At 65.9% G+C, this 26114-nt stretch carries 22 protein-coding genes and 2 pseudogenes; 17 read left to right on the forward strand and 7 right to left on the reverse strand.

The features are described from left to right. Positions 1-130 precede the first annotated feature (130 nt). From ACFVTE_RS02460 to ACFVTE_RS02490, 7 genes are read left to right on the forward strand one after another with little or no spacing between them, the layout of a single operon-like run. Complete coding sequence (locus ACFVTE_RS02460) at positions 131-1423, forward strand: extracellular solute-binding protein (RefSeq protein WP_387096339.1); 1293 nt, start codon at positions 131-133, stop codon at positions 1421-1423. A gap of 4 nt (positions 1424-1427) precedes the next feature. After that, positions 1428-2330, forward strand: a complete 903-nt coding sequence (locus ACFVTE_RS02465) for a carbohydrate ABC transporter permease (protein WP_387096342.1) — start codon at positions 1428-1430, stop codon at positions 2328-2330. Further along, positions 2330-3232 (forward strand): carbohydrate ABC transporter permease, encoded by a 903-nt coding sequence (locus ACFVTE_RS02470; RefSeq protein WP_387096345.1) that lies wholly within the window; start codon positions 2330-2332, stop codon positions 3230-3232. The genes ACFVTE_RS02465 and ACFVTE_RS02470 overlap by 1 nt, the downstream gene beginning before the upstream one ends. 29 nt (positions 3233-3261) lie before the next feature. Continuing rightward, a complete protein-coding gene (locus ACFVTE_RS02475) occupies positions 3262-4476 on the forward strand; it encodes a Gfo/Idh/MocA family protein (RefSeq protein ID WP_387096348.1) in 1215 nt (404 codons plus the stop codon). After that, the gene (locus ACFVTE_RS02480; protein WP_387096351.1) at positions 4473-5477 is read left to right on the forward strand and encodes a sugar phosphate isomerase/epimerase family protein; all 1005 of its coding nucleotides are present in this window, start codon (positions 4473-4475) and stop codon (positions 5475-5477) included. The genes ACFVTE_RS02475 and ACFVTE_RS02480 overlap by 4 nt, the downstream gene beginning before the upstream one ends. Positions 5478-5524: 47 nt before the next feature. Further along, entirely contained in the window at positions 5525-6226 is a 702-nt protein-coding gene (locus tag ACFVTE_RS02485) for a ThuA domain-containing protein (RefSeq protein WP_387096354.1), read from the forward strand. Further along, positions 6211-7323 carry a Gfo/Idh/MocA family protein gene (locus tag ACFVTE_RS02490; protein WP_387096358.1) on the forward strand — a complete coding sequence of 371 codons (1113 nt, stop codon included), beginning with the start codon at positions 6211-6213 and terminating at the stop codon, positions 7321-7323. The genes ACFVTE_RS02485 and ACFVTE_RS02490 overlap by 16 nt, the downstream gene beginning before the upstream one ends. Positions 7324-7412: 89 nt before the next feature. On the opposite strand, the gene ACFVTE_RS02495 is transcribed toward ACFVTE_RS02490, so the two are convergent. The 3 genes from ACFVTE_RS02495 to xylA form a co-directional block, all read right to left on the reverse strand. After that, entirely contained in the window at positions 7413-9302 is a 1890-nt protein-coding gene (locus tag ACFVTE_RS02495; protein ID WP_387096361.1) for an HNH endonuclease, read from the reverse strand. A gap of 195 nt (positions 9303-9497) precedes the next feature. Then, the gene (locus ACFVTE_RS02500; RefSeq protein ID WP_387096364.1) at positions 9498-11012 is read right to left on the reverse strand and encodes a xylulokinase; all 1515 of its coding nucleotides are present in this window, start codon (positions 11010-11012) and stop codon (positions 9498-9500) included. Between the two features lie 19 nt (positions 11013-11031). Next, on the reverse strand, positions 11032-12222 hold the full coding sequence (gene xylA / locus ACFVTE_RS02505) for a xylose isomerase (RefSeq protein WP_387096367.1): 1191 nt from the start codon (positions 12220-12222) through the stop codon (positions 11032-11034). A gap of 198 nt (positions 12223-12420) precedes the next feature. On the opposite strand from xylA, the gene ACFVTE_RS02510 reads away from it, so the two are divergent. Further along, a complete protein-coding gene (locus ACFVTE_RS02510) occupies positions 12421-13704 on the forward strand; it encodes an FAD-binding protein (protein WP_387096370.1) in 1284 nt (427 codons plus the stop codon). A 10-nt stretch (positions 13705-13714) separates the two neighbouring features. Next, entirely contained in the window at positions 13715-14926 is a 1212-nt protein-coding gene (locus ACFVTE_RS02515) for an ROK family protein (protein ID WP_387096373.1), read from the forward strand. A 196-nt stretch (positions 14927-15122) separates the two neighbouring features. Here ACFVTE_RS02515 and ilvD read toward each other — a convergent pair whose 3' ends face one another. Then, positions 15123-16982, reverse strand: a complete 1860-nt coding sequence (ilvD, locus tag ACFVTE_RS02520) for a dihydroxy-acid dehydratase (protein WP_387096375.1) — start codon at positions 16980-16982, stop codon at positions 15123-15125. Between the two features lie 85 nt (positions 16983-17067). Here ilvD and ACFVTE_RS02525 point away from each other — a divergent pair, with 85 nt between their 5' ends. From ACFVTE_RS02525 to ACFVTE_RS02535, 3 genes are all read left to right on the forward strand, one after another. Further along, positions 17068-17910, forward strand: a complete 843-nt coding sequence (locus ACFVTE_RS02525) for a helix-turn-helix transcriptional regulator (protein ID WP_387096378.1) — start codon at positions 17068-17070, stop codon at positions 17908-17910. 103 nt (positions 17911-18013) lie between these two features. Next, positions 18014-18475 (forward strand): MarR family winged helix-turn-helix transcriptional regulator, encoded by a 462-nt coding sequence (locus ACFVTE_RS02530; protein WP_387096381.1) that lies wholly within the window; start codon positions 18014-18016, stop codon positions 18473-18475. Next, on the forward strand, positions 18472-19758 hold the full coding sequence (locus ACFVTE_RS02535) for an MFS transporter (RefSeq protein WP_387096384.1): 1287 nt from the start codon (positions 18472-18474) through the stop codon (positions 19756-19758). Before ACFVTE_RS02530 ends, ACFVTE_RS02535 begins: the two co-directional genes overlap by 4 nt. Here ACFVTE_RS02535 and ACFVTE_RS02540 read toward each other — a convergent pair. Next, a complete protein-coding gene (locus tag ACFVTE_RS02540; protein WP_387096386.1) occupies positions 19724-20257 on the reverse strand; it encodes a GNAT family N-acetyltransferase in 534 nt (177 codons plus the stop codon). The genes ACFVTE_RS02535 and ACFVTE_RS02540 overlap by 35 nt on opposite strands. 552 nt (positions 20258-20809) lie before the next feature. Between ACFVTE_RS02540 and ACFVTE_RS02545 the strand changes: the two genes are divergently transcribed. Next, complete coding sequence (locus ACFVTE_RS02545; RefSeq protein WP_190605760.1) at positions 20810-21025, forward strand: AsnC family protein; 216 nt, start codon at positions 20810-20812, stop codon at positions 21023-21025. Between the two features lie 67 nt (positions 21026-21092). On the opposite strand, the gene ACFVTE_RS02550 is transcribed toward ACFVTE_RS02545, so the two are convergent. Then, positions 21093-21242 (reverse strand): hypothetical protein, encoded by a 150-nt coding sequence (locus tag ACFVTE_RS02550; RefSeq protein ID WP_387096390.1) that lies wholly within the window; start codon positions 21240-21242, stop codon positions 21093-21095. Here ACFVTE_RS02550 and ACFVTE_RS02555 point away from each other — a divergent pair. Together ACFVTE_RS02555 and ACFVTE_RS02560 are read left to right on the forward strand one after the other, a co-directional pair. Further along, positions 21196-21324 (forward strand): annotated as a pseudogene (locus tag ACFVTE_RS02555) (alpha-N-arabinofuranosidase); the annotation flags it as partial. The gene ACFVTE_RS02550 and the pseudogene ACFVTE_RS02555 overlap by 47 nt on opposite strands. A 59-nt stretch (positions 21325-21383) precedes the next feature. Beyond that, on the forward strand, positions 21384-21773 hold the full coding sequence (locus tag ACFVTE_RS02560; RefSeq protein WP_387096393.1) for an AbfB domain-containing protein: 390 nt from the start codon (positions 21384-21386) through the stop codon (positions 21771-21773). A 479-nt stretch (positions 21774-22252) separates the two neighbouring features. Here the strand turns inward: ACFVTE_RS02560 and ACFVTE_RS02565 are convergent. Continuing rightward, positions 22253-22890, reverse strand: a pseudogene (locus ACFVTE_RS02565) (GH32 C-terminal domain-containing protein); the annotation flags it as partial. 405 nt (positions 22891-23295) lie between these two features. Here ACFVTE_RS02565 and ACFVTE_RS02570 point away from each other — a divergent pair. Further along, positions 23296-24729 (forward strand): glycoside hydrolase, encoded by a 1434-nt coding sequence (locus ACFVTE_RS02570; protein WP_387096396.1) that lies wholly within the window; start codon positions 23296-23298, stop codon positions 24727-24729. 43 nt (positions 24730-24772) lie between these two features. Continuing rightward, a complete protein-coding gene (locus ACFVTE_RS02575; RefSeq protein WP_387096399.1) occupies positions 24773-26107 on the forward strand; it encodes an ABC transporter substrate-binding protein in 1335 nt (444 codons plus the stop codon). The last annotated feature ends 7 nt before the right edge of the window (positions 26108-26114 follow it).

The raw sequence follows: 26114 nt of genomic DNA on the forward strand, positions 1-26114 counted from the left end.
AAACAGTTCATGGGCTGTGCCGCCGGATTCCAGGCGGGCTCCCGTACACGCAAAACCGGGCTATCAGCGTCGAGCCCGATGGATGAATGGAAATGTTTAGATGACAACTCGAAAGTTGCGCTCAGTCGCGATGGCAATCTCAGCAGCCGCCCTCTCGGTGAGCCTGGCCGCCTGCGGGTCCAGCGGCCCCGCGGGATCCACCGCCGCCGGTGACGGGTCGGCCTCCATGTGGGGCCTGACGGGCGGAAACCAGCCGGTGCTGCAGAAATCCGTCGAGGCCTGGAACAGCGCACACTCCGACCAGTCCATCAAGCTGGACTTCTTCGCCAACGATGCCTACAAGACCAAGGTCCGCACCGCCGTCGGCGCCGGCGAAGGCCCCACCTTCATCTACGGCTGGGGCGGCGGCGTCCTGAAGTCCTACGTTGATGCGGGCCAGGTGGAGGACCTCTCGGCCTTCGTCAAGGACAACCCCGAGGTCAAGGAGCGCTATCTTCCCGCCGTCCTGAAGAACGGCGAAGTCGGCGGCAAGACCTACGCCCTGCCCAACAACAACGTCCAGCCCGTGGTCCTGTACTACAACAAGGAAGTCTTCGACAAGGTCGGCGCTCAGCCGCCGAAGACCTGGGACGAGCTGATGGCACTGGTGCCGAAGTTCAAGGAAGCCGGAGTCGCGCCGTTCTCCCTGGGCGGCCAGTCCAAGTGGCCGGACCTGATGTGGCTGGAGTACCTCGTGGAGCGCATCGGCGGTCCAGAGGTCTTCGCGAACATCGCCGCCAACAAACCCAATGCCTGGTCCGATCCTGCGGTGACCGAGGCGCTGACCAAAATCCAGCAGCTGGTGGACGCCGGCGGCTTCGTGAACGGATTCTCCTCCATTGCCGCGGACAGCAACGCCGACCAGGCCCTGCTCTACACGGGCAAGGCGGCCATGGTCCTGCAGGGCGGCTGGATCTACCAGGGCATGAAGAAGGACGCCGGCAGCTTCGTCACCGGCGGCAAGCTCGGCTTCACCACCTTCCCCACCGTCGAAGGCGGCAAGGGCGACCCCGCCAACGTGGTGGGCAACCCCTCCAACTTCTGGTCAATCTCTGCCAAGGCCACCGACGAGCAGAAGAAGGCGGCCCTCAACTACGTCAAGGACGGCATGTTCACCGACGCCGACACCGACGCCCTCATTGCCTCCGGCGCCGTCCCTGTAGTCAACGGCATCGACAGCAAGCTCGAGGCTTCACCCGACAAGGACTTCCTCACCTTCGTCTACGGCCTGGCCAAGAAGGCGCCGAGCTTCACGCTTTCCTGGGACCAGGCGCTGAGCCCCGCGCAGGGCGACGCGATGCTGTCCAACCTTGACCAGATCTTCCTCAAGAAGATCACCCCGGAGCAGTTCAGCTCAACGATGAACGCCACGATCGGGAAGTAGCGGCGTGACCATCACCAGTTCCAACCGCCGGCGGGTCCGCGACACGGGCCCGTCGGGGTGGCTGGCAGCGCCAGCCCTTGTCTTCTTCCTGGTGTTCGCCGTCGTCCCGCTGGCCGGCGTCGTCTTCCTCAGCTTCACCAGCTGGGACGGCCTGCGCGAGATCCGGCTTGAGGGTCTGGCCAGCTGGACCACGGTACTCACCGACCCTGTCACCGGCAACGCCCTGCTGGTGACCGCCAAGATCATGTTCTTCTCGTTCATCGTCCAGGCACCCATCAGCCTGCTGCTCGGTGTCTTCACGGCGGGAAGCCAGAAGTACCGGGCGGCTCTCGCCGTCCTGTACTTCCTGCCGCTCCTGCTCTCCTCGGCCGCCGTTGCCATTGCCTTCAAGGCGCTGCTGGACCCGAACTTCGGCCTTGGCCCCGGCCTCCAGGTGCCCATCCTGATCCAGGACTGGCTGGGCAACTCCGATCTCGTCCTGTTCGTGGTGGTCTTCGTCATCGCGTGGCAGTTCGTCCCATTCCACACCCTCATCTACCAAGGCGGCGTCCGGCAGATCCCCGCCTCGCTGTATGAGGCCGCGGAGATCGACGGCGCGGGCCGGGTCAGGCAGTTCCTGAACATCACCCTGCCCCAGCTGAAATACACCATCATCACCTCCTCCACCCTCATGGTGGTGGGCAGCCTGGCCTATTTCGACCTGATCTTCGTGCTCACCGGCGGAGGCCCGGGCTATAGCACGCGTCTCCTGCCGCTGCACATGTACCTGACCGGCTTCAAGGCCAACGACATGGGTGCTGCGAGCGCACTGGGCGTCATCCTGATCGTCATCGGGCTGGGCCTGGCCCTGCTCCTGCAGCGACTCGGCGGCAAGAACCGGAACGACAGCCAACTGGAAGGAGCCTGATGGCTTCCACGACTCAGCTCCCCGCAGCGCCGGAGGCACCGGCCCTCCCCCGGTCCGCGCCGCGGCCGAATTCCCGGCGCACCGGCCGGCGCCGGCCAAACCTGCCCGGCGGTCTGGGCGGCTGGCTCTGGCTCGCGGTAATCGTCCTGCCCATCTACTACGTGGTGATCACCAGCCTGAAGAACCAGGCAGGCTTCTTCGCCACCAACCCGATGCTCCCGCCCGCCGAGCCGACGCTGGACAACTACAAGCTGGTCCTGGAAAACGACTTTGCTCGGTACTTCCTGAACAGCGTCGTGGTCACTCTGGGCACGGTCATTCCGGCACTGTTCGTCTCGTTCATGGCCGCCTACGCCATTGTCCGGGGCAAGGGTCGGTTCGTGAACTGGACCAACAACCTGTTCCTTTTGGGCCTGGCCATTCCGCTGCATGCGACCATCATCCCGATCTACTGGATGATCACCCGGGCCCATCTCTACGACACCCTGCTGGCACTGATTCTGCCGTCCATCGCGTTCGCCATTCCGGTCTCAGTCCTGATCCTCTCGAATTTCATGCGGGACGTTCCGACCGAACTTTTCGAGTCGATGCGGCTGGACGGCTGCTCGGACTGGGCCATGCTGTGGCGGCTGGCCCTGCCGATGACCAAGCCGGCAGTGATCACGGTGGGCATCTACAACGCCCTGCACGTCTGGAACGGCTTCCTCTTCCCGCTGATCCTCACCCAGAGCCCGGGCACCCGGGTACTGCCCCTCTCGCTGTGGACGTTCCAGGGCGAATTCAGCGTCAACATCCCGGCCGTACTCGCTTCGGTGGTGCTTGCCACGCTGCCGCTGCTGGTCCTGTACATCGTCGCCCGCCGCCAGTTGATCAGCGGCCTGACCGCCGGTTTCAGCAAGTAACCAGACGGATTTTCACGAAAGGACATGTGATGACAACCGCAAAGCCGCTGCGGGTAGGCATGGTGGGCTATGCCTTCATGGGGGCCGCCCACTCCCAGGCCTGGCGGACAGCCCCCCGCTTCTTCGACCTGCCCCTGCAGCCGCAGCTCACCGCCGTCGCCGGCCGGAACGCCGGCGGCCTGAGGGCAGCGGCGGACAAGCTCGGCTGGGAGTCGACTGAAACCGACTGGCGCCGCCTGATCGAACGCGACGACATCGACCTGATCGACATCTGCACCCCCGGCAACACCCACGCCGAGATCGCCATCGCGGCGCTGGAGGCCGGCAAGCACGTGCTGTGCGAGAAGCCACTGGCCAACTCCGTGCAGGAAGCCGAACGGATGACGGCCGCTGCCGACGCCGCGGCAGCCCGCGGCGTGTACTCGATGTGCGGCTTCAGCTACCGCCGCACCCCTGCTCTCGCGCTTGCCAAGCGGATGGTCGACGCCGGACGGCTGGGTCAGATCCGCCATGTCCGGGCCCAGTACCTCCAGGACTGGCTCAGTGATGCCACCGCCCCGCTCACCTGGCGGCTGGACAAGGAAAAGTCCGGTTCCGGTTCGCTCGGGGACATCGGCGCCCACAGCATCGATGCCGCGCAGTGGATTACGGGCCGCCGGATCACCGGGGTCTCGGCCCTGCTCGAAACTTTCGTGAAGGAACGCCCCGTGGGCGGGGACTTCGTTGGCCTCGGCGGGCACGGTGCCACCGGCGAGGACGTGGAGTCCGGACCCGTCACGGTGGATGACGCAGCAATCTTCAGCGCCCGTTTCGAGGGCGGCGCAACCGAAACAGGTGCTTCCGACGGCGGCCCCATCGGCGTGTTTGAAGCCACCCGTTTCGCTTTGGGCAGGAAGAACGCCATGCGTCTTGAGCTCAACGGCACCAAGGGTTCGCTGGCGTTCGACTTCGAGGACATGAACTCCCTGTCCTTCTACGACGCCGCCGAAGAGCCCGACGCCGGATTCCGCCGGATCCAGGTCACGGAACCGGAGCACCCTTACACCGGCAACTGGTGGCCCGTCGGCCACGGCCTCGGCTACGAACATGTCTTCACGCACCAGGTGGTGGACCTCATCAACGCCATCAGCGACGGGCACCAGCCGTCGCCGTCGTTCGCCGAGGCGCTGCAGGTGCAAAAGGTACTGGCCGCCGTCGAAGCCAGCGCGTGCGACGACAGCCGCTGGCAGAAAGTTGCATCATGACCCGCCCCATTACCCTGTTCACCGGCCAGTGGGCCGACCTCCCCTTCGAAGAAGTCGCCCGGCTCGCCGGGGAGTGGGGCTTTGACGGCCTGGAAATCGCCTGCTGGGGCGACCATTTTGATCCGGAGCGCGCCGTCGAGGACGACGCCTACCTCCAGGGCAGGCTGGACATCCTGGACAAGCACAACCTCAAGGTCCACGCCATCGCCAACCACCTGACCGGCCAGGCGGTCTGCGACGACCCCATCGACGAGCGGCACCGGGCCATCCTCTCCCCCGCAGTATGGGGCGACGGCGACCCCGACGGCGTCCGTGCCCGGGCCGCTGAAGCGATGAAGACCACGGCGCGCGCCGCGGCACGGCTGGGGGTCAATACCGTCACCGGCTTCACCGGGTCATCGATCTGGAAGTGCGTAGCCATGTTCCCGCCGGCCTCCGACGCGATGATCGAACGCGGCTACCAGGACTTCGCCGACCGGTGGAACCCGATCATGGACGTCTTCGACGAAGCCGGGGTCAGGTTCGCCCTTGAGGTGCACCCCTCCGAAATCGCGTACGACTACTGGACGGCCAAGCGCACGCTGGAAGCGATCGGGCACCGCGAAAGCTTCGGCCTGAACTTCGACCCCTCGCACTTCATCTGGCAGGACCTGGACCCAGTGATGTTCCTGCAGGACTTCGCCGACAGGATCTTCCATGTGCACGTGAAGGAGTCCGTGCGGCAGCTCAACGGCCGTAACGGCCGGCTGGGCTCGCACCTGCCGTGGGCGGATCCGCGCCGCGGCTGGGACTTCGTCACCGCCGGGCACGGCGACGTCAAGTGGGAACCGATCTTCCGCACACTGAACGCCATCGGTTACGCCGGCCCCACCAGCATCGAATGGGAAGACGCCGGCATGGACAGGCTGGTCGGCGCACCCCAGGCGCTGGCCATGGTCAAAGACCTGGCCGCCATCAGCCCGCCAGCCGCTGCGTTCGACGCCGCCTTCAGCACCCGCTAAGCCGCAGCCAACAACCTGACAAAGCCAACAGACAAACAAGGGAAACCATGACAAGCGAGAACAAGACTGCCTTGGTGGTGCGCGGCGGCTGGGACGGACACCAGCCCATTGAAGCCACCGAACTGTTCATCCCGTACCTGAAAGGGCAGGGCTACGAGGTGCGGGTGGAGGAATCACCCAAAATTTACGCCGATGCCGACTATATGGCGGACGTGGACCTCATCGTGCAGTGCATGACGATGTCCACCATCGAAAAGGACGAGCTCGAGGGCCTGCGGACCGCCGTCGAGAACGGCACCGGGCTGGCAGGCTGGCACGGCGGGATTGCCGACTCCTACCGGAACACCTCGGACTACCTGCACCTGATCGGAGGGCAGTTTGCCTGCCACCCCGGCAAGCACCCGGACGAGCGCAAGGGCGAGCAGGCCGACAACTATGTTCCCTACACAGTCAATATGCTCCCCGCGGCGCAGGACCACCCCATCACGGAAGGCATCGGCGACTTTGACCTCGTCACCGAGCAGTACTGGGTCCTGGCCGACGACTACATCGACGTCCTCGCCACGACCACCCAAAAGGTCCGCGAATGGGACCCGTGGAACCGCGAAGTGACCTCGCCGGCCATCTGGACCCGCCAGTGGGGCAAGGGCCGCATCTTCGTCGCCACCCCCGGCCACCGCGTGGAGATTCTCCAGGACACCAACGTCCGCACCATCATCGAAAGGGGCATGCTGTGGGCAAGCCGCTAAATGTAGGAATCATCGGCTGCGGCAAGATCGTCGAGCAGTACCTGGCGAACTTCCGCCGGCTGGAGGAGGTCGGCCTCGTGGCCGTCGCGGACCTCGACCCCGCACGCGCGCAGGCAGTGGCGGACGACTACGAAGGTGTCCGCGCACTCACGGTTGAGGAGCTGCTGGCGGCCGACGACGTCGAACTCGTCCTGAACCTGACCATCCCCGCCGCCCATGCCGACGTCGCACTCAAAGCCATCGCCGCCGGAAAGCACGTGTACGGCGAAAAGCCGCTCGCTGCCACCACGGCCGAGGCGCAACAGGTGCTGGAGGCGGCACGCGAGGCGGGCGTCGTCGTCGGCTGCGCCCCGGATACGGTGCTCGGCACCGGCATCCAGACCGCCCGCAAGGCGATCGACGACGGCCTGATCGGCGCGCCGATCAGCGCAACAGCCACCATGGTGACGCCGGGCCATGAACGCTGGCACCCGAACCCGGACTTCTACTACCAGCCCGGCGGCGGCCCCCTGCTGGACATGGGTCCGTACTATGTCAGCGCCCTGGTCACGCTGCTGGGACCAGTCGTCTCCGTGGTCGGGGCTGCCAGCCACACCCGCAGCGAACGGACCATCGGTTCGGGGCCGCGTGCGGGCGAGACGGTGCCGGTGACCGTCGACTCACACGTCACCGGGGTGCTGGTGCACGCTTCCGGCGCACTGTCCACGCTGCTCATGAGCTTCGACGCCGTGAAGTCCAAGTCGCCCAACATCGAAATCCACGGTGAACGCGGCTCCCTGGCGGTGCCGGACCCGAACCATTTCGACGGCGATGTCCAGGTTTTCGCGCTGGGCGCGGACGACTGGCAAACGTTGCCGGCCTCGGCGGGTTACGTCGATTCCGGGCGCGGCTTCGGGGTCGCCGACCTCGCCGCCACAGTGCCGGGCTCCGAGCCGCGCGCCGGTGGGCAGCTCGCCTACCACGTCCTGGAGGTGATGGAGTCCATGCTGGCCTCGGCCACGACGGGTTCCGCAGTGCAGATCAAGAGCACGGCGGACCGTCCGGAGCCGGTGCAATTGACCACGCTTGCGGTGCAGGTCGCGGAGGTCAGCTCGTAGGAGCTCACTCCACCCTTGGACGGGTCCAGCGGCGGCGGAATTTCCGCCGCCGCTTTACCTGTTAACGGGCAGGCACTGTCCGTTAGGGCCTAAGAGTTCCCGACAGGGCGCTGCCGGCCGGTCCGATCAGCCGCTCCGGTGCCAGCCGGTCCCGTGCCGGGCTGGCTGCCGACGGGGGGCCCGGTTCCAGGCTGGCTCACTACGGGCGGCCCGGCTCCGCATTCGCTGGTTCGCGGATCTGCAATCGTCCGCAGGCTGCTGCCCGGCAGCGGTGGTGCCATGGAGCGGTAGATGTGGCCGGTGGGCGTGGTGAATTCGATGGTGTGTCTTGGTCCTGGTCTGGGTTGAGCTTTCCAGCCGGGGAGTTCTTTGGTGTGGTTGCACGCTTCGCAAAGTCCCGCTCCGTTGGCGAGGGATGTCGGACCGTCGTCGTGCCACGGAACGATGTGGTCATGGTGGCGGATGGGGGCGTCGCAATACGGTGTGCGGCAGGTGTCGTCTCTTACTTGGATGAAGCGGCGCAGTGGTGGAGGAAAGAGCCGCCGTTTCGAGTCCATCCCGACGAGGTCGCCGGTGTCCGGGGCGGTGTAGAGCCGGCGAAGCCAGACCTTCAGTTCTCGCACTGGGTCCGTCTGGCCGGTCGCAGCCCTCTTCTTGCCTGTGGGTGAGTCTGATGCGTTTGCCTCGCCAGTTGCCGGCTGAACGCGGCTCTCCTCCCCTTCTTCGTCGTTGATGAGGTCCCGCGCCCATTCTGCGGGGACGATGCCGTAGCCGGTGAGGCGGGCGGGTTCACTGTCGGCCTGGAGGAGGGTGCGGTCTGTCATGACGAGGTTTATGTCGATGCCGGTGATCCCGCCGGGCATGCCGGTGGTCCATTCGACGAGACTGTCGGCCTTAATCTGACCGAGTGAGCGGGGGTCTCCGGCTGATTTCAGGGCGTCGGCTTGCCGGGTGAGTGCCTTGTAGACGGCGACGCCTTGGTGGGCAGGCAGCAGGGCCGTCAGATAGGTCATGCAGTCGGGGGCGGGGCGCAGGCTCACCGACCGTTCGGATGCGGCGTGGCTGGCGCGTTGGGTGACCGAACGCGGATCCCGGCGGGTGGCGGCGGCTTTGACGGCCGCGATGACCCTGCGGGTCCCGACCCCGTCGAAGGTCCCGGTGTCGGCGGCGAGTTCCTCGTCGACCGCTGCCCGGTCTTCCACCGCCAGGCAGGCTGTTTCCTTAACGACATACATGGCCTTTTCTTCATTCAGCTGGCCGCTATCCAAGGCTCCCAGGGTGTGCGGCATTTCGATGACCAGGGCTTTGGCCATGCCCAGCAGCCGGCCCCCGCGGTGCGGGGATTCACCTCGGGCGAGGGCGATCTGCTCAGCCACACCCAGGGAGTGTTCCTTGGGACGCTTCCTGCCCAAGTCCTCAGCCGACAGGGTTCCGGGACTGGTCTGCGAGGGGCTGGTCCCGGTCGCGAGTTCGGCTTGTTCCTGGCGCTGTCTCGCTTCGAACTCGACGGCAAGCCGGACTTGTTGGCCGGTGGCCCAGCGTTTGAATTTCTCCAGCGCCTTGGTCTGGTCGATAAGTCCGGGACCGTCGGCGCTGAGATCGGCCCGTAAAAGTGTCTTTGCCGCGCCGGAGGCGTCCGCGAACAGGTGGTCCTTAGAACGGAGCTCGAGAAACGGGTTATCGAGGAGCCCGGGAAAGAGGTCCTCCGGAAAAACGTCGCCGGGATACTCCCCACCGGGGAAGGGGTCCTCCGGAACCACCGCGCCGAGGTAATCGTCATACAGGAACCCGCCAGCCGCGAATTCATCATCGGACAGAAACACTTCGCCCGTGAACCAGCCATCGAGAACGGCGCCAAAGGGGAAGGCTGCGTCGGGGAAAAGGGCATTCGGAACTTTGCCCTCGGGAACTGCGGCAGCATGCGGAGCGCTGCCGTGCAGCGCCCCTACCTTTACCGCTGAATTCCCGAGAACCTCCATGAACACAGTCTGCCTAGGGGGACTGACATTTAAGGGCTGTTCGGAGCCCAAACGAAGACTGATCTAAAACTTTTTTCGATCGGTCCTGGGACGAATCCAATAAGCCGGGTCAGGGCGCTTCCAGCTTTGAAAACGCCCTGATCGACGATAAGTCTGGCCCATCGGCCGGGAGAGGTTCCGCAGGTTTCGGCAAGCTCAGCCTGCGGCCTGGGCCACCTTGCGCTGCTCCGCCCGGTACTGCTCAGCAATCGCAGGGCGGAAGTCCGGCTCGGGAGTGCTGTCCAGGGCCACGTTCCACGCCGGCCGCTCCCCCATCAGCGCCCAGGCCGCCTGCACTGCCGCGCCCCTGGCCACATACTCGCCGGGGCTCGGAACCAGCACAGGCAGGTCGAACACCTGGGCTGCGATCCGCTGGACCGCGGGGTTCTGCACGGCGCCCCCAATCAGCAGAAGCCGCTCAGCCGGATGGCCCAGGCCGCGGAGGGCGTCCAGCCCGCCGGCAAGACCGCACAGCATCCCTTCGACGGCGGCCCGGGCAACGTTGCTGCGCGTCGTCGAGGCGATGGACAGCCCCGAGAAGCTGGCCGTCGCGTGCGGCAGGTTGGGCGTCCGTTCCCCCTCGAAGTACGGGACCAGGACCACGCCGCCCGCACCTGGTTCCGCCTCCAGCGCCAATCGGGACAACTCGTCGAAGTCCACACCGAGCAGCCCGGCCACTGATGTCAGCACGCGGGCGGCGTTGAGGGTCACGGCGATCGGCAGGAACAGGCCGCTGGCGTCCGCGAAGCCCGCCACCGTCCCGCTCGGGTCGCCGATCGGCTCGTCGGAGACGGCGAACACAGTCCCGCTGGTGCCCACGGACACGACGACGTCACCTCCCCGGGCGCCCAGCCCCAGTGCCGCTGCGGCGTTATCCCCCGCGCCGGCTCCGAGTCTTATGGGCTGCGCCTGCTGTCCCGCCACCGCAGCGTCCCTCACCATGGAAGGGTGAACGTCGCCGGGTGACGCGCCGGGGGCCAGGACCCGCGGCAGGAACACGGCATCGCCGGCCGGCCCGGCCGCACCAAGCGCATCCGTACCGGCCTCGACGGCGCCGCGGCCGAACGCGAGGCGGAACAGCTCCAGGTCGTAAGTGGCGGTCGCCGGGTTCCAGTAGCCCGTGCCGCTGGCGTCGGAGCGGTCGGTGGTGAGCTGCCCCAGATCGGGTCCCAGCGGGCTGGCGCCGACGGGGCCGTAACCCCGCAGGCGCCACGTCAGCCAGTCATGCGGAAGTGCGACGGCGGCCACCCGGGCGGCGACGTCCGGTTCATGGTCGCGCACCCAGCGGACCTTGGTGACCGTGAAAGAGGCCACGGGCACCAGACCCGTCCGCTTCGCATAGTCCTCCGCCCCGACCTCGTCGGTAAGGGCCGCGGCTGACTCAGCCGAACGGGTGTCGTTCCAGAGCAGAGCCGGGCGCAGCACGTTGCCGTCCCGGTCCAGCAGCACCATGCCGTGCTGCTGGCCTCCGACGGAAAGTGCGCTGACCCCGGAAAGTCCGCCGGCGTCGTCGAACGCTTCGGAAAGCGCGCGCCACCAGTGGTCCGGGTGGACCTCCGTGCCGTCCGGATGGCCGGCGCGGCCTTCGCGGACGAGGGCGCCGGTCCCGGCGTCCAGCACCACCACCTTGCAGCTTTGGGTCGAGGAATCGACACCCGCAACGAGCGACATGGGTGCAGCCGTCACAGTACTAGCGGGCGCCGAGCAGGTGCTCGATGAAGAGCTGCTGGAGCTTCACGAAGCCGAAGCCCTTGCCGCCGAAGTAGGCGTCGGCGTCGAAATCCTCATAGGACGAGCGGTCTGCGAGGAGCTGCTCGTAGCCCTCGCCGGGGTTCAGGGTGGGCACGTTAATCTCGGAGACCCGGGACGCCTCCAGGGCGGCCTGCACCTCGGGGTCGGAGCGGAAGGCCTTGGCGCGTTCCTTGAGCAGCAGGTATGTCTGCATGTTGGCCGCCGCAGAATCCCAGACGCCGTTGATGTCCTCGGTGCGGCTGGGCTTGTAATCGAAGTGGCGCGGGCCGTCGTAGGCCGGACCGCCCTGCGGACCGCCGTTTTCCAGCAGATCAACGAGTGAGAAGGCGTTCTGCAGGTCGCCGTGGCCGAACACCAGGTCCTGGTCAAACTTGATGCTGCGCTGGCCGTTGAGGTCGATGTGGAAGAGCTTGCCCTGGTACAGCGCCTGGGCGATGCCGTGGGTGAAGTTCAGCCCGGCCATCTGCTCGTGGCCGGTTTCGGGGTTGATGCCCACCAGCTCCGGACGCTCGAGGGTCTCGATGAACGCCAGTGCGTGGCCAAGCGTGGGCAGCAGGATGTCGCCGCGCGGTTCGTTGGGCTTGGGCTCGATCGCGAAGCGGATGTTGTAGCCCTTGTCCGTCACGTAGTCACCCAGCAGGTTCACGGCCTCGCGGTAGCGCTCGAGGGCACCGCGGATGTCCTTGGCGGCGTCGTACTCGCTGCCTTCCCGGCCGCCCCACATCACGAACGTCTCGGCACCCAGTTCGGCGGCGAGGTCGATGTTCTCCAGGACCTTGCGCAGGGCGAAGCGGCGCACGCCCCGGTCGTTGCTGGTGAAGCCACCGTCCTTGAAGACGGGGTGGCTGAACAGGTTGGTGGTGACCATGGGCACCACCATGCCGGTGGCCTTCAGCGCGCCGGTCAGCCGGTCGATTTCCCGCTGCCGGTCAGTGGCCGAGCAGCCGAACGGGAAAAGGTCGTTGTCGTGGAAGGTGATGCCGTAGGCGCCCAGGTCGCTGAGCCGGTTGATGGCCTCCACCGTGTCCAGCGGCGGGCGGGTGGCGGACCCGAACTGGTCCTGCGCCTCCCAGCCGATGGTCCAAAGGCCGAAGGAAAACTTGTCTTCACGCGTGGGCTGAATCGCCATTGAGTGCTCCCGTTTGGTTTGGAGGGACCTGTCCCGCGGGAAGATCCAGTAAATGTTCCACAAACAAACATATTAGGTTTTGGCGTGCTGTCAACCATTTTTGCCGAGCGAAATTCTTGTGCTAGATATCGGACAACCCCTATCCCAGCGGCACTGAGCGGTGTTATGTTCTCTAAAACACCAAAAGAAGGGCAGGCCATGGTTAGCGGAGCAGGAACTGAGCTGCACACCGAGGAGTTCAACTGGGCCGGCAACCTCCGGTACGCCGCCGCCGAGGTGCGCAAACCGGCTACGGTGCCTGCGCTTCAGGACCTGGTGGCCGGTGCTTCCCGGCTCCGCGCGCTCGGATCGCGGCACTCCTTCAACCGCATTGCCGACACCGACGGCGTCCTGGTTTCGCTCGAGCACCTTGCACCCGCCATCGACGTGGACGCCGCGAACATGACGGTCACCGTGAGCGGCGGCACCCGCTATGGAACGTTGGCTGCGGAGCTTCAGCGGCAGGGCTACGCGCTGCACAACCTGGCCTCCCTCCCCCACATCTCGGTGGCCGGCGCCGTCGCCACCGCCACCCACGGATCGGGCGACCGAAACGGCAACCTGGCCACCGCAGTCGCCGGTCTTGAACTGGTGACCGCCGACGGCGGCATCCTCGCCGCCCGTCGCGGCGAAACCCCGGATTTCGACGGGATGGTGGTGAGCCTTGGCGCCCTGGGCGTGGTCAGCAGTCTGACGCTGGACATCGAACCTGCCTTCCCGGTGGCGCAGACGGTCTTTGAGGACCTCTCGTGGGAGCAGGTGCTGGAGAATTTCGACGGCGTCACCTCCTCGGCGTACAGCGTCAGCCTCTTCACCGACTGGAGCGGCGACCGCGTCGGCCAGGCCTGGCTCAAGGCCAGGACGGATGCAGAAGCCGCGGAACGCACCAGCTTCTTCGGCGGCATCCCGGCAACGGACGCCCGGCACCCCATCCCCGGGGTCTCCGGCAGCACCTGCACGCAGCAGTTGGGCGTCCCGGGTCCGTGGTCGGACAGGCTGGCCCACTTCCGGATGGAATTCACGCCGAGCAAGGGCGACGAACTGCAGAGCGAATACCTCGTCCCCCGCGAGCACGCGGTGGACGCCATCCAGGCCATGCGCCGGCTGTCCCCTCTGGTGACCCCCCTGCTGCTGGTCTCCGAAATCCGCACCATGGCCGCGGACAGCCTCTGGCTGAGCCCGAACTACGGAACCGACAGCATCGGCCTGCACCTCACCTGGCGGCAGGACCAGCCCGCCGTCGAGGCCGCGCTCCCGGTGATCGAGGCCGAGCTGGCGCCGTTCGGCGCCCGCCCGCACTGGGGCAAACTGTTCGACGGCGGCGCCGCCCGCCTCGCGCCGCTCTACCCCCGCTTCGCCGACTTTAAGGCCCTCGCGGGCCGCCTCGATCCGGAAGGGAAGTTCCGCAACGGCTTCCTCGACACCAAGGTCTTCGGCAGCTGATATCGTTCCGATGATGTCTTCCCCTCGCCAACGGGCCGTCCCCGCCGCCCCACCCAGCGAGCTGGACCCCTCCCGGCGGAACAACCTGGCGCTGATCACATCCCTGGTCCACCACCACCGCGTCCTCAGCCGGGCGCAGCTGACGAAACGGACCGGGCTCAACAGGTCAACGGTCGGAACCCTGATCGGCCAGCTCGCGTCGCTCGGCCTGGTCTACGAGACCGCCCCCACGGGCGAGGCCCAGGTGGGCCGGCCGAGTCCCGAGGTGCGCCCGAGCCCGTCCATCGCGGCGCTCGCTGTCTATCCGGAAATCGACGCGGTCACCATCGGCCTGGTCAACCTCGGCGGCATCGTCCAGAAGAAGATCCGGTTCGCCACAGAGCGGATTCCCAGCGCCCGGGAAGCGGTCAATATCGCCGCCGCCGTGATTGAGGGGATGCGCACGGAGTTGGAGCACTCCTACCGGATCACCGGCATCGGGGTGGCGGTGCCGGGCCTCGTAAACCCCGACAACGGAACGGTCACACATGCGCCGCACCTGGGCTGGCGGGACGAACCGGTGGCCCGGATGCTGGGTGAAGCCACCGGCTACGCCTGCCAGGCCGCCAACGATGCCTCACTAGCGGCCGAGGCGGAACTCATCTTCGGGGCCGGCGCCGGGCGGGACAACCTCATCTACCTCAACGGCGGGGCCAGCGGCATCGGCGGCGGGATCATTTCCAATGGGATGCTGCTCCGCGGCGCCTCGGGCTACGCCGGGGAACTGGGCCACACCTTCGTCCGGACCGCCGGCGAACCGTGCCACTGCGGCGCCACCGGCTGCCTGGAAACGGAAGTATCCCAGGGCCGGCTTTTCGAACTGCTCGGGCTCAGCGGCGGAGACACCCCACAGCTGGAACAGGCCCTGCGCGCTTCCAGCAGCCCCGCCGTCGCGGAGGAGATCTCCCGGCAGCTGGGCTACCTGGCCATCGCGCTGCGGAATGCCGTCAACACCTTCAACCCGGAGGTGATCATCCTCGACGGCTTCCTGGGGGTCCTCTACGAGCTCGCCCCGTCCGCCCTCGACGACCTGCTGCTGTCCCAGGCGATGGACGGGCCTGCCGGCCAGGTCAAGGTGCACCCCGCGGCGCTCGGATCCAACCTGATGATGATCGGCGCCGCGGAGCTGGGATTCGCCCGGTTCCTGGCCGACCCCACCGGCTTCGGGGCAACCGCGGAATAAGGGCCGCCGGGAAGACTCAGAAAACGGACAAGGGCACCGGCTGCACCCATAAGGCGCAGCCGGTGCCCTGGCTCTCGCCGGAAGAGTGGCCACCAACGGGGACCGGCATTCGAGGTCGTCTACGAGCTGCCTTACAAAAGGCCGGGCCCCATCCGCATAAGTGAAAGGGGCCGGGCCTCTCAGCGACCCTTGCGGGTCAGTACTCCAGTAGGGAGACGTCGCGGACGGCCCCCTTGTCCGCGGACAGGGCCATAGCGGCGTAGGCGCGGAGCGCAGCGGAAACCTGGCGGTCCCGGTCCTTGGGCTTGTAACCGCCGTTGACCAGGAGCTTCTCACGGCGTTCGGCGAGGACTTCGTCAGAGACCTGCAACTCAAGGGAGCGCTCACTGATGTTGATGCTGATGATGTCGCCGTCCTCCACCAGTGCGATGGCGCCACCGGAGGCAGCCTCAGGGGAGATGTGCCCGATCGACAGGCCGGACGTGCCGCCGGAGAAGCGGCCGTCCGTGATGAGGGCGCACTTCTTGCCGAGGCCACGGCCCTTGAGGAATGACGTGGGGTAGAGCATTTCCTGCATGCCCGGGCCGCCCCTGGGGCCTTCGTATCGGATGACCACCACGTCGCCCTCCTTGACTCCCTTGTTCAGGATCTTTTCCACGGCTTCGTCCTGGGACTCGCACACCACTGCCGGGCCGGAGAAGGTCCAGATGGACTCGTCCACGCCGGCGGTCTTCACCACGGCGCCATCGACGGCCACGTTGCCCCGGAGCACGGCCAGTCCGCCGTCCTTGGAGTAGGCGTGCTCCACGGAGCGGATGCAGCCTTCCGCGGCGTCGGTGTCCAAAGAAGTCCATTCGTTCGACTGCGAGAACGCGGTCGAGGAGCGGACGCCGCCGGGGGCCGCGTGCCACAGGGCCTTCGCTTCCTCGGTGGCCTTGCCGCCGCGGATATCCCAGTCGTCCAGCCAGCCGTCCAGGTCGCCGGAGTGCACGGAGTGGACGTCCTTGTGCAAATGGCCGCCGCGGTTCAGCTCGCCCAGCAGGGCGGGGATGCCGCCGGCGCGGTGCACGTCCTCCATGTAATAGGTCTTGTCCTTGGCGACGTTCGGGGCCACCTTGGCCAGACAGGGCACCTGGCGGGACTTGGCGTCCATCTCGGCCAGCCCGTAGTCCACGCCCGCCTCCTGGGCCGCGGCCAGCAGGTGCAGGATGGTGTTGGTGGAGCCGCCCATGGAGATGTCCAGGGCCATGGCGTTGTCGAAAGCCTTCGCAGTGGCGATGGAGCGCGGCAGCACGGAGGCGTCGTCGCCGTCGTAATAGCGCTTTACGAGCTCGACGACGGTGGAACCGGCTTTCTCGTACAGCGCCTTACGCGCGGTGTGGGTGGCCAGCACGGAGCCGTTGCCCGGCAGGGAGAGGCCGATGGCCTCGGTGAGGCAGTTCATGGAGTTGGCGGTGAACATGCCGGAGCAGGAACCGCAGGTGGGGCAGGCGTTCTCTTCGATGAGGTTGATGTCCGCGTCGGAGATGGACTCGTCCACGGCGTCGGCAATCGCGTTCACCAGGTCCAGGGAGCGCACGGAGCCGTCGGTCAGGGTCACGCGGCCAGCCTCCATGGGGCCGCCGGAGACGAAGACCACGGGGATGTTCAGGCGCAGGGCGGCCATGAGCATGCCGGGGGTGATCTTGTCGCAGTTGGAGATGCAGACCAGGGCGTCGGCACAGTGGGCGTTGACCATGTACTCCACGGAGTCGGCGATCAGGTCGCGGGACGGCAGCGAGTAGAGCATGCCGGAGTGGCCCATGGCGATGCCGTCGTCCACGGCGATGGTGTTGAACTCGCGCGGCACGGCACCGGCGGCGAGGATCGCGTCGGAGACGATCCGGCCCACGGGGGCGAGGTGGGTGTGTCCGGGCACGAATTCGGTGAAGGAGTTGGCCACGGCGATGATGGGCTTGCCGATGTCTGAATTAGCGACGCCGGAGGCGCGCAGCAGTGCGCGGGCTCCGGCCATGTTGCGGCCGTGGGTGACTGTCTTAGAGCGTAGTGCAGGCATGAGTACCATCCTGCGCTGCCCTTCCGGCAAGTGGAAGACGGTTCTGGTACTAGTAGTAGGAGTACCAGAGTAATAGTATTTAGCAGTGCAGGGTTCAGAGAGACGCAAGGAGCTTGGCCTCTTCCTCCGGGCCCGGCGGGACCAGGCAGTGCGGGCCGAGTACGGCCTTCCGCCCATAGCCCGCAAGCGCGAGGGCGAGCGCGGCCTCCGCCGGGAAGAGATCGCGTTCCTCTCCGGGGTGAGCGTCACCTGGTACACGTGGCTTGAGCAGGGCAGGGACATCAGTCCGTCCCGGCAGGTCCTGGAGTCCATCTGCCGATCCCTGCATCTCTCGGACACCGGGCTCGCCTACGTCCTGTCGCTCGGGGGCTACGCAACAACGGCGCCTGCCAGCCCCGCGGCCGCCACCGCACCGGCCCACGTTCAGCGGCTGATGGATGCACTGGATCCCAACCCGGCCTTCGCACTGTTCCCCGACTGGGGAGTCGCAGGCTGGAACACGGCCTACGCGGCGCTCTACCCCAACATCGCCAAGGTTCCTGCTCCGGACCGAAATCTTTTGTGGCTGGTTTTCACGGACCCCTACGTCCGGGACCTGCTTCCCGACTGGGAGGTCACAAGCAAGCGCTTCCTTGCGGAGTTCCGGGCCGAAACCGGACAGCGCCTCGGCGATCCGGACATCAGGTACCAGGTGGAACGGCTCCAGGAGGCCAGCCCCGACTTCCGGGTGGCCTGGGACCGGTATGACATCCTCGGCTTCGAATCCCGCGAGCGGCTGTTCCACCATCCGGCGGTGGGAATCCTTCAGCTGGAACACCACCAACTCTCGCCCTCGGACCGGCCCGACCTCCACATCGTGGTCTACACGCCGGCCCCCGGAAGCGAGGCCAGCGTCCAGATGCAGCGGCTGATGGCCTGCTCCCGATAGACAGACTTCACACGGCCGGCGGTTGCGGCCCCGCCAACTTCGGAAGATAATAGTTAGCAGTGCTAATTAGCTGCGCTAATCATCACCCTTTAGGAGGCGCCAGATGCCGCCAACACGAGCGACAGACGCAGAAGTTACCGATTCCATCAGTCCCGATACCCTGGCGATCGACCTGCGCACTGCCGTGATGCGGACTTCCCGCCGGCTCCGCGTCGAGGCAACCGGCGAGACTATCACCCCGGGCCAGTACACGGTGCTGGCCCAGCTCCACGGTGACGGGCCGCGCACACCCCGGGAGCTCGCGGAACGGGAGCACGTGCAGGCGCCGTCGATGACCCGGATTGTGAACGCCCTCGCAGAGCAGGGGTTTGTGTCCCGGTCAGCGCATCCGGAGGACGGCCGCCAGATCCAGGTGGGCATCACCCCGGCCGGCGTGGACGTCCTGGAGGAGGCGCGGGAACAGCGGACCGCCTGGCTGGCACAGCGGGTGGCCGGCCTGAGCCCGGAGGACCGGCTGACCCTGAGCCGTGCCGCGCAGATCATGCAGGAGATGAGCGGCCGATGAGCGCCACCTTCCGGGCATTGCAGAACCCCAACTACCGCCTCTGGGCCGGCGGCGCACTCGTGTCCAACATCGGAACGTGGATGCAGAGGGTCGCGCAGGACTGGCTGGTGCTGACCATTCTCACGGACCATTCGGGAACCGCCGTCGGCATCACCACGGCCCTGCAGTTCCTGCCCATGCTGCTGCTTGGACCCTACGCAGGGGTTCTCGCCGACCGGCACCGGAAACGTGTGATCCTGCTGTGGACGCAGACGGCCATGGGCCTGTGCGGGCTGGCCGTCGGGCTCCTGGTGGTGACCGGCGTGGCTCAACTGTGGCAGGTGTATGCGGCCGCCCTCTGCCTGGGGCTTGCCAGCGCCATTGACGGACCGGCACGCCAGGCCTTCGTCTCCGAACTCGTGGGACAGGACGACATCGCCAATGCGGTGTCCCTCAACTCCGCATCCTTCAACACCGCGCGGCTCACGGGGCCTGCGATCGCCGGCGTGCTCATCGCCTGGGTTGGCACCGGTCCAGTCTTTCTGCTCAATGCCGCCAGTTTCGCGGCCGTCCTGATCTCGCTGGCCCGGATCCGCACGGCAGGGGTGGCCCCGGCCGTGCCTGCAGTCCGCAGCAAACACCAGGTCGCGGAGGGGCTGGGCTATGTGCGCCGGCGTCCGGATCTGGTGCTGATCCTCGCGCTGGTGGGCATTCTGGGCGCATTCGGCATGAATTTCCCCATCACCAACGCGCTGATGTCCACGGCGGAATTCGGCATGGGGCCCGGTGAATTCGGGCTCCTGGGCTCCATCATGGCTGTCGGGACCCTGGCCGGAGCGTTGCTGGCCGCACGCCGGTCCGGCCCCCGGCTGCGTTTCCTGCTCGGCGGGGCGCTGGGCCTGGGTTTCTTCACGCTGGTCGGCAGCGTCTCGCCGTCGTTCTGGCTGTACGCCGCCATCCTGGTGCCGGTGGGACTTGCCTCAATGACCTTCCTGAACAGCTGCAATACGAGCATCCAGCTTTCGGTGGAGCCGCAGTTCAGGGGCCGTGTACTGGCCCTCTATCTGGCAACCCTGCAGGGCGGGACCGCCCTGGGCGCTCCGCTCATGGGCTGGCTCGGCAGCACCTTCGGCGCCCGGTGGTCAGTGGCCGCTGGCGGCGCCGTCGTGCTGCTGGCCGGACTGCTCGGCGTTTTCGTGGTGGTCCGGAGCAGCCGGCTCACCATGCGGCAGCAACTGCTGGCTTCCTTCCCGCGGCGGGGCCGCGTGGTCAGTCCTGCGCCGGGAGCGGGTGCTCCAGAATGAAGTCACTCTCCACCGAGTCGCCGAGGGTAAAGGACTTCGTCCCGATCCTGGTGAAGCCGGATTTTTCGTAGAAGCGGATTGCCTTGGCGTTCTGGCCATTGACCCCGAGCCAGACACTCGCCGCGCCCTGGTCCGCGGCCCAGCTCAGGGAGGCCCGCATCAGCGTGGAAGCCGCCCCGCGTCCGTGGTGGTCCGGGTGCACGTAGCACTTGCTTAGCTCAACGGACCTACGGTCACCAAGGGCGCGGAGCACATCCGGGTCTGTTGGCTGCCGGTCGACGAGCAGGGTGTATCCGTCAAGCCGGCCGTCCTCGTCAAGTACCAGGATGGCGATCTTGCCGTCGGCGAGGTAGTCCGCGAACCGCTCCTCGCTGAGTGTCTGTTTGAGGTGGAGCCGGATGTCCTCGAGCGAGGATCCGGGCGGGCAAGCGAGCGGGAACGTTGCGGCCGCCAGGTCAGCAAGGGCGGCGGCGTCTTGGGCAGCAGCCTTCCGGATCATCGAAACTCCAAAGCGTTAAGCGCGGACGGAAATTACTAAAAGTGATTCTAGGCCGCCCGGGCGCCGGCAGCGCCCCTGGCCAAGAAGCGGGAAACCGGCCAGGATCTGCTAGAGGTGCGTACCGGGGTTTGGAACCGAATGGTCCATGCCTTACCCCCGGGTGCCGGGGAGTTTATCGCCGGGGTCAGCGACTGCCGGGCACCTTAGGCTCAACAGCCCAGGCGAGGCGGTGCAGTGCGCTGGCGGCCCTGCCACGGAAGGTGTTCCAGGCAGCCGACCGAGGCGCCCGTTCCACGGTGACCGTGGGGGCCCCAGGCAGGGCGCTCGTGGCCAGGCTGTCCGACCGGGATAGGAAGAGGGCCATCATGCCGGCGCTTTGCATATTTTCTCCAGGACGTACTACAGGAATATTGGGGGGATGGTGGGCGATAGCCCAGTCCCCACCCATTGTTCCTCATTGGTCAACCGGTTGATGAATTAAGTGACAGCTGCCACACGCCGCGTCGTCAACTTTCGTTGACGCCCCGCGCATCGTCAACTAACGTTGACGCCATGGAGGTGGACCGGTTGAAAACTTTGGTGGGATCCATGGACGGCGACAATCCGGTGAACGGCCTGCAGGCCGTAGCTGAGCTGCACCGGGAGATCGGACGCGCGGAGGCGGCCCTGGTGCGGCGGGCCCGACTGGCGGGTTTGTCCTGGGAGGCGATCGCCCACGCACTCGGCGTCAGCAAGCAGGCCGTCCACAAGAAGTACGGCAAGAGGTAGAAGGTAAAGAACAGGGGGCTCCGCCTACTTGGCGCCTTCCGGGGAGCGATGTCTTCCGGGTACGGATCTACGTGATTTCGACCGGCGGCGCCGAACCCCCAACGCCGTCTGGGAGCCGCCGGTCCGCACAGAGCGACACGGGCGTGAACTCCAGCCTGTACATCGCGTCCATGTCGTCGACTTCCACGCTTTCCAGCACGCCGGTCCGGATCGCCATTCCCACCCTGGACTGGGAGACCCGGGGCTACAAGGTGAACGAGGGCCCGGCGGTGATCAAGCGGAACGGCCGCATCTTTGTCACCTTCTCCGCCAGCGCTAGGGACGCCAACTACTGCATGGGTTTGCTCACGGCGATGACGTGCTGGTCGACCACGCGCGGTCCTACCGCACCATCGTCGGCGACCCGCTGTACGACCCCAACCGGCATACCCGGGTGCAGCGGCTGTACTGGAATGCCGACGGCATGCCGAATTTCGGCGTGCCGGTGGGCGACGGCGAACTTCCGGTCCGTCTGGAGCCAGCCTCCGCTTTGGGTACTTTTCTCGCGCACGACGGCGCCACGGTCACCGCCACGGAGGGGTCGTCGTCGGCCTTCCTGCAGCGGGGCGGCCTGTCGGATGCGGCCGGCGCCTCCTTCGAGTCCGTAGACTTCCCTGGCTCCTACCTTGTGCTCCGGCAGGGCGCCCTGGCGCTGGCGAAGGTGGGCAAGAACGAGCGGCCGGCGGCCACGTTCTTCCTTCGTTCCTAGTCCTTCAAGGCACTTGGGCAGGGCCGGTGGTTCCTCCGCCGGCCCTGCTGGTTTTTAGGCTTTCAACCGGCCCCACCCGAAAGGGTAGTCAGAACCGTCAGAAAACGGCGTTACCCCTGCCCGTTTGCTTCGGAATCATGGATGTCAGGCAGAAAGTACCAGCAACGGCTGGTTCAAGTTCCATTCGAAAAGGAAAGACCATGACTCGGGAAGAAGCGTACGCACGGTGCCCTCCGGATTCGTATGTCGAGTTTTACGGCGGACGTTGGCTCGTCGTTCCGTTCGCACCGGTTGAGCAGCCGGAATTCTTTGTGTGCTCGCCGGAGAGTGTGGGTGCCTTTAGCGCCGCACGAGGGCTCGAGGTTGCGGGCTTTAAGGGTCAGCGGGCAGCCTGAAGTTTCCCGGAGACGGTATTCGCGGAAACGGGGTAGAGCGGCGTCTTCAATCTACGCCGCTCTAATTACCGGAGTAGCACTGTGTCATCCTGCTGGTGCTGCGAAGTCGCGGATGGTGATTCCGGAGAAGGTTGCAGCGCCGCCGTCGCTATAGAGGAAGATCCCTGTGTCACCGGCCGCGAAGTGCACCTGCTGCGAGAGCACGGTGTGCCCCGCATTGACGAAAACCTCGACGCTCTGGGTGTCCACAAAGATCCGCAGGTGCACCGAACGTGCAGCGGCGTCGATTGGTCGTGGCGGCGCGGGTGTAGGGCACAAGCGAGAATCCACCCTGGTCCGAAGGTCCCCGGTCGACGTACAGCTCGCTTCCGTACTTGCCGATGTTCGTGTGGCGCGTACCGTCGGCCGAGCGGCCCACTGACACCCCGACGTTCGTGGCGGCATCCCACGAGATGTCGAGTTCGAGCTTGTAGGTGCTGCCGCTCCACGGCAGTACTGCAGTGCCGTTCACGGTGCGACTCCGGGCATTCGATCCCGCCAAGCGCGTGATTTGGATAGTCAAAGTTGCGCTTCAGCTGCCAGTCGCGCAAGTTTGTCGACGCATAGAAGGCTGCATATCGCGACCGGCCAATCACGCACACCCACTCGCCGCGCGAGGCATCCCAGTGGATCTTCGGATCGCGGAACCATTCTGCGTTTTCAATTTCCGCCGGCGTGGTCGCGTCGGGAGCACGACGATCGCACCTGCGCCGAAGCCCGCGGTGTCAGCCGTGTCAGCGACTTGTCGAGTGGCCCCTTGCAGGGCGTGGCGACGGGAAAATTCATGTGTCAAGGATGCTTTCTCTCGGAGGTACTTGCGTCGTTGCGGCTACCTGTAACCGGAACCAGCAAAGGAAGGCTGCCGATCGGAACCCTCCCGCGCAGCGGGCCGGCCTGAGCGGCCCGGAGCTGAGTCGGTAGGCAGAGAACCTTAAGAGTCCGGACCGGCCTTGGTCAAGCGTTTAAGCTCGCCAATCCGCGCGGACAAACTGACCTTCGACTATTTTGCTAAAACGCTTGATCAAGTGGCTAATACCAAGCTAGTCTGCGGTTGATCAAACGCTTTAGCAGAATGGACATCAGCGCCGATGAATCACCCAGTCTTCTTCCAGCCCGCCGATGGATGGGTTGGAGACCTCATCCCGTTCCAGAAGGACGGGGAGTTTTGGCTCTTTTATCTCCACGAGATCCGCTCCGACCCCAAACCGGGAACGTCGTGGAACCTCGTCACCACCAAGGACCTCATCCAGTTTCAGGACCATGGGGTGTCCCTCGCCCACGGAACCGTTGATGACCTGGACTTCAACGCCTACACAGGCAGCATTGCCGTCGACGAAACGGGCGTCCACCACCTGTTCTACACCGGACATAACCCCTGGAACCTGGGCGCAGACGGTGCCCCGCTGCAGCTCGTCATGCATGCCACCAGCACCGACGGCATGAAGACCTGGACCAAGCATCCGGAACTCACTTTCGGGGCCCCGGAAGGCTACGAGACCGGAGACTGGCGTGACCCCTTTGTCTTCAGGGACGAGGAAGCCGGGCAATGGCGGATGCTGCTGGCCGCACGGCACGCCGAGGGGCCAGAACGCCGCCGCGGGGTGATTGCCCAGTGTGTGTCTTCGGACCTAATGAAGTGGGAGCACACCGAGCCGTTCTGGGATCCGCGGCGCTACATCACCCACGAGTGCCCGGACGTTTTCGCCTGGGGCGACTGGTGGTACATGGTCTACTCCGAGTTCTCCGAGTCGTTCACCACCCGGTACCGGATGGCCAAAAGCCCCAACGGCCCCTGGACCGTGCCGGATCTGGACAGCATCGACGGGCGCGCCTTCTACGCCTCCAAATCTGCCGAGCGTGACGGCCGGCGCTTCTTCTTCGGCTGGATCGCCAGCAAAGAGGACGCCCGCGACGACGGACCGTGGCAGTGGGCGGGCACCATGTCTGTGCTCGAGGCCCGCCAGAACGCGGACGGCACCTTGGCGTTCTCCTTTCCGGACGAACTCGTGGAGAGCTTCTGGAAACAGGTCCCTGCTCAGCTGGACCGGGAACTTCCCGCCACGCTGACGGTCCCGGACGGATACGAAGCCATCCTGACCCGTAACAACGTGCCGCGCCAGTTCTACGCCAAGGCCGTCCTGCAGATCAGCGCCGGAACCACAGAATGCGGCCTGCTGCTGCGATCCAGCGCCGATGGGGACCGCTCCTACATCATCCGGCTCGAACCGAAGCGCGGCCGCATGGTGTTTGACCGCTGGCCCCGGAACATCATCGGCGATGCACAGTGGCACGTTTCAGGGGACGTTCCCTTCGACATTGAACTGGAGCGGCCGTGCGAGCTCGGCGCCGGGGAGCACACGCTCGAGGTTGTCGTGGACGGAGACCTGTGTGTCGCAGTCCTGGACCGGCAGGTGGCCCTCAGCACCAGAATCTATGACCTGACGGACGGCCTGCTCGGCGTGTTCGCCGGTGAGGGTGCCGCCACCGTTACCGAGCTTGAAATCCGCGAGCGAACTCCATAGCCATTCACCCTTATCAACAATCCAATCAAGGAAGATTGCCGCAATGAAAAAACTGTTCCGAACGGCTGCCGTGGCCGCCGTCGCCGCTCTGGCCCTCGCAGGCTGCGCCGGGGGAGGTGCCAGCAGCCCCTCCAATGTCACCCCCACCGGGGAAGTCAAACCCCGCGAAATATCGTGGCTGTTGTCCCGGCCGGCTGACGGCGCCGTCATCAACATCATGAAAAAGCTCGCCAGCGACTACGCCAAGGACCACCCGGGCTTTTCGCTGAACCTGATCACCACACCGGACAGGCCGTCCTACATCCAGAAACTGGAAACCCTGGCCGCCGCGAACAAGCTCCCGGAGCTCTTCGACACGGATGCCACCCCGTTCGCCCAGCAGCTGGCAAAGCAGGGCAAGATGCTCGACGCCGAAAAGCTGCTCAAGACGCTGAACGTCTATGACAGCTACCGTCCCGCCGCGCTGGATTACCAGCGGTTCGACGACGGATCCCTCTACATGATTCCCTTCCAGTTCGAACTCGAGTTCTTCTGGTACAACAAGGCGCTGCTGCAAAAAGCAGGGGTGTCCGTCCCGAAGTCCCTGGATGACATCCCTGCGATGTGCACCGCCCTGCGCAAGGCCGGCGTCACCCCGATCGCGATCGACGGACAGGACCAGTGGCCCCTGGAACGCTATGTGGCCTATCAGCCCTTCCGTGCAGCCGGACCGGACTTCGTCCAGAAACTAAAGAAGGGCGAGGCCAAATTCTCCGATCCCGCTGGCCAGAAGACCGTTCAGTGGATGGCTGCCCTGGGCAAGGCCAACTGCTTCCAGGATGGCTTTTCCTCACAGGGCTACTCCGACGCGCAGAACCAGTTCACCTCCGGCAAAGCTGCCATGTACAACATCGGCACCTGGGAACTGTCCAGCCTCGCCACCGACAAGCTGAACCCGGCGGTACGCCAGGACATCGACTTCACGACGCTTCCGGTGACGGAAGGATCGGTCACCGCAGCCAACGAATACGTCTCCCCGTCCGGGATCGGCATGGCGGTAAACGCCAAGACCTACGACCCGCTCGTGAGCGACTTCCTGAAATTCGCCTTGGCGAAATACCCCTCCCAATACGCCGCAACCGGGGCCCTGTCCCCGACGACGGACGTCCAGACAGCCATACCCGCCAACGCCACCCCGCTCTATAAGAAGGCCATCGAGAAAGCAGGCGACCTCGGCGGGAAGCAGGCCATGCCGTGGGACACCCAGCTCGACCCGACCACCAACGGCCGGCTCCAGCAGGAGCTCGTGCTCCTTGTCCAGGGCGACATCACGCCCGAGCAGTTCACCAGCACGATGGACAGCACCGTCGCGCAGAACGCACCCAAGTTCTTCAAGTAAACCCAAG

The organism is Arthrobacter sp. NPDC058097 (assembly GCF_042884885.1).
Taxonomy (GTDB): domain Bacteria; phylum Actinomycetota; class Actinomycetes; order Actinomycetales; family Micrococcaceae; genus Arthrobacter.

Bases quoted from the DNA above. Each gene is read 5' to 3' on its own strand.
- ACFVTE_RS02570 (WP_387096396.1), top strand. From the start codon at position 23,296: ATGAATCACCCAGTCTTCTTCCAGCCCGCCGATGGATGGGTTGGAGAC.
- ACFVTE_RS02495 (WP_387096361.1), bottom strand. From the start codon at position 9,302: ATGGAGGTTCTCGGGAATTCAGCGGTAAAGGTAGGGGCGCTGCACGGC.
- ACFVTE_RS02485 (WP_387096354.1), top strand. From the start codon at position 5,525: ATGACAAGCGAGAACAAGACTGCCTTGGTGGTGCGCGGCGGCTGGGAC.
- ACFVTE_RS02460 (WP_387096339.1), top strand. From the start codon at position 131: ATGGCAATCTCAGCAGCCGCCCTCTCGGTGAGCCTGGCCGCCTGCGGG.
- ACFVTE_RS02535 (WP_387096384.1), top strand. From the start codon at position 18,472: ATGAGCGCCACCTTCCGGGCATTGCAGAACCCCAACTACCGCCTCTGG.
- ACFVTE_RS02545 (WP_190605760.1), top strand. From the start codon at position 20,810: ATGGAGGTGGACCGGTTGAAAACTTTGGTGGGATCCATGGACGGCGAC.
- ACFVTE_RS02540 (WP_387096386.1), bottom strand. From the start codon at position 20,257: ATGATCCGGAAGGCTGCTGCCCAAGACGCCGCCGCCCTTGCTGACCTG.
- ACFVTE_RS02515 (WP_387096373.1), top strand. From the start codon at position 13,715: ATGATGTCTTCCCCTCGCCAACGGGCCGTCCCCGCCGCCCCACCCAGC.
- ACFVTE_RS02470 (WP_387096345.1), top strand. From the start codon at position 2,330: ATGGCTTCCACGACTCAGCTCCCCGCAGCGCCGGAGGCACCGGCCCTC.
- ACFVTE_RS02575 (WP_387096399.1), top strand. From the start codon at position 24,773: ATGAAAAAACTGTTCCGAACGGCTGCCGTGGCCGCCGTCGCCGCTCTG.
- xylA (WP_387096367.1), bottom strand. From the start codon at position 12,222: ATGGCGATTCAGCCCACGCGTGAAGACAAGTTTTCCTTCGGCCTTTGG.
- ACFVTE_RS02500 (WP_387096364.1), bottom strand. From the start codon at position 11,012: ATGTCGCTCGTTGCGGGTGTCGATTCCTCGACCCAAAGCTGCAAGGTG.
- ACFVTE_RS02480 (WP_387096351.1), top strand. From the start codon at position 4,473: ATGACCCGCCCCATTACCCTGTTCACCGGCCAGTGGGCCGACCTCCCC.
- ilvD (WP_387096375.1), bottom strand. From the start codon at position 16,982: ATGCCTGCACTACGCTCTAAGACAGTCACCCACGGCCGCAACATGGCC.
- ACFVTE_RS02550 (WP_387096390.1), bottom strand. From the start codon at position 21,242: ATGGCGATCCGGACCGGCGTGCTGGAAAGCGTGGAAGTCGACGACATG.
- ACFVTE_RS02475 (WP_387096348.1), top strand. From the start codon at position 3,262: ATGACAACCGCAAAGCCGCTGCGGGTAGGCATGGTGGGCTATGCCTTC.
- ACFVTE_RS02530 (WP_387096381.1), top strand. From the start codon at position 18,014: ATGCCGCCAACACGAGCGACAGACGCAGAAGTTACCGATTCCATCAGT.
- ACFVTE_RS02510 (WP_387096370.1), top strand. From the start codon at position 12,421: ATGGTTAGCGGAGCAGGAACTGAGCTGCACACCGAGGAGTTCAACTGG.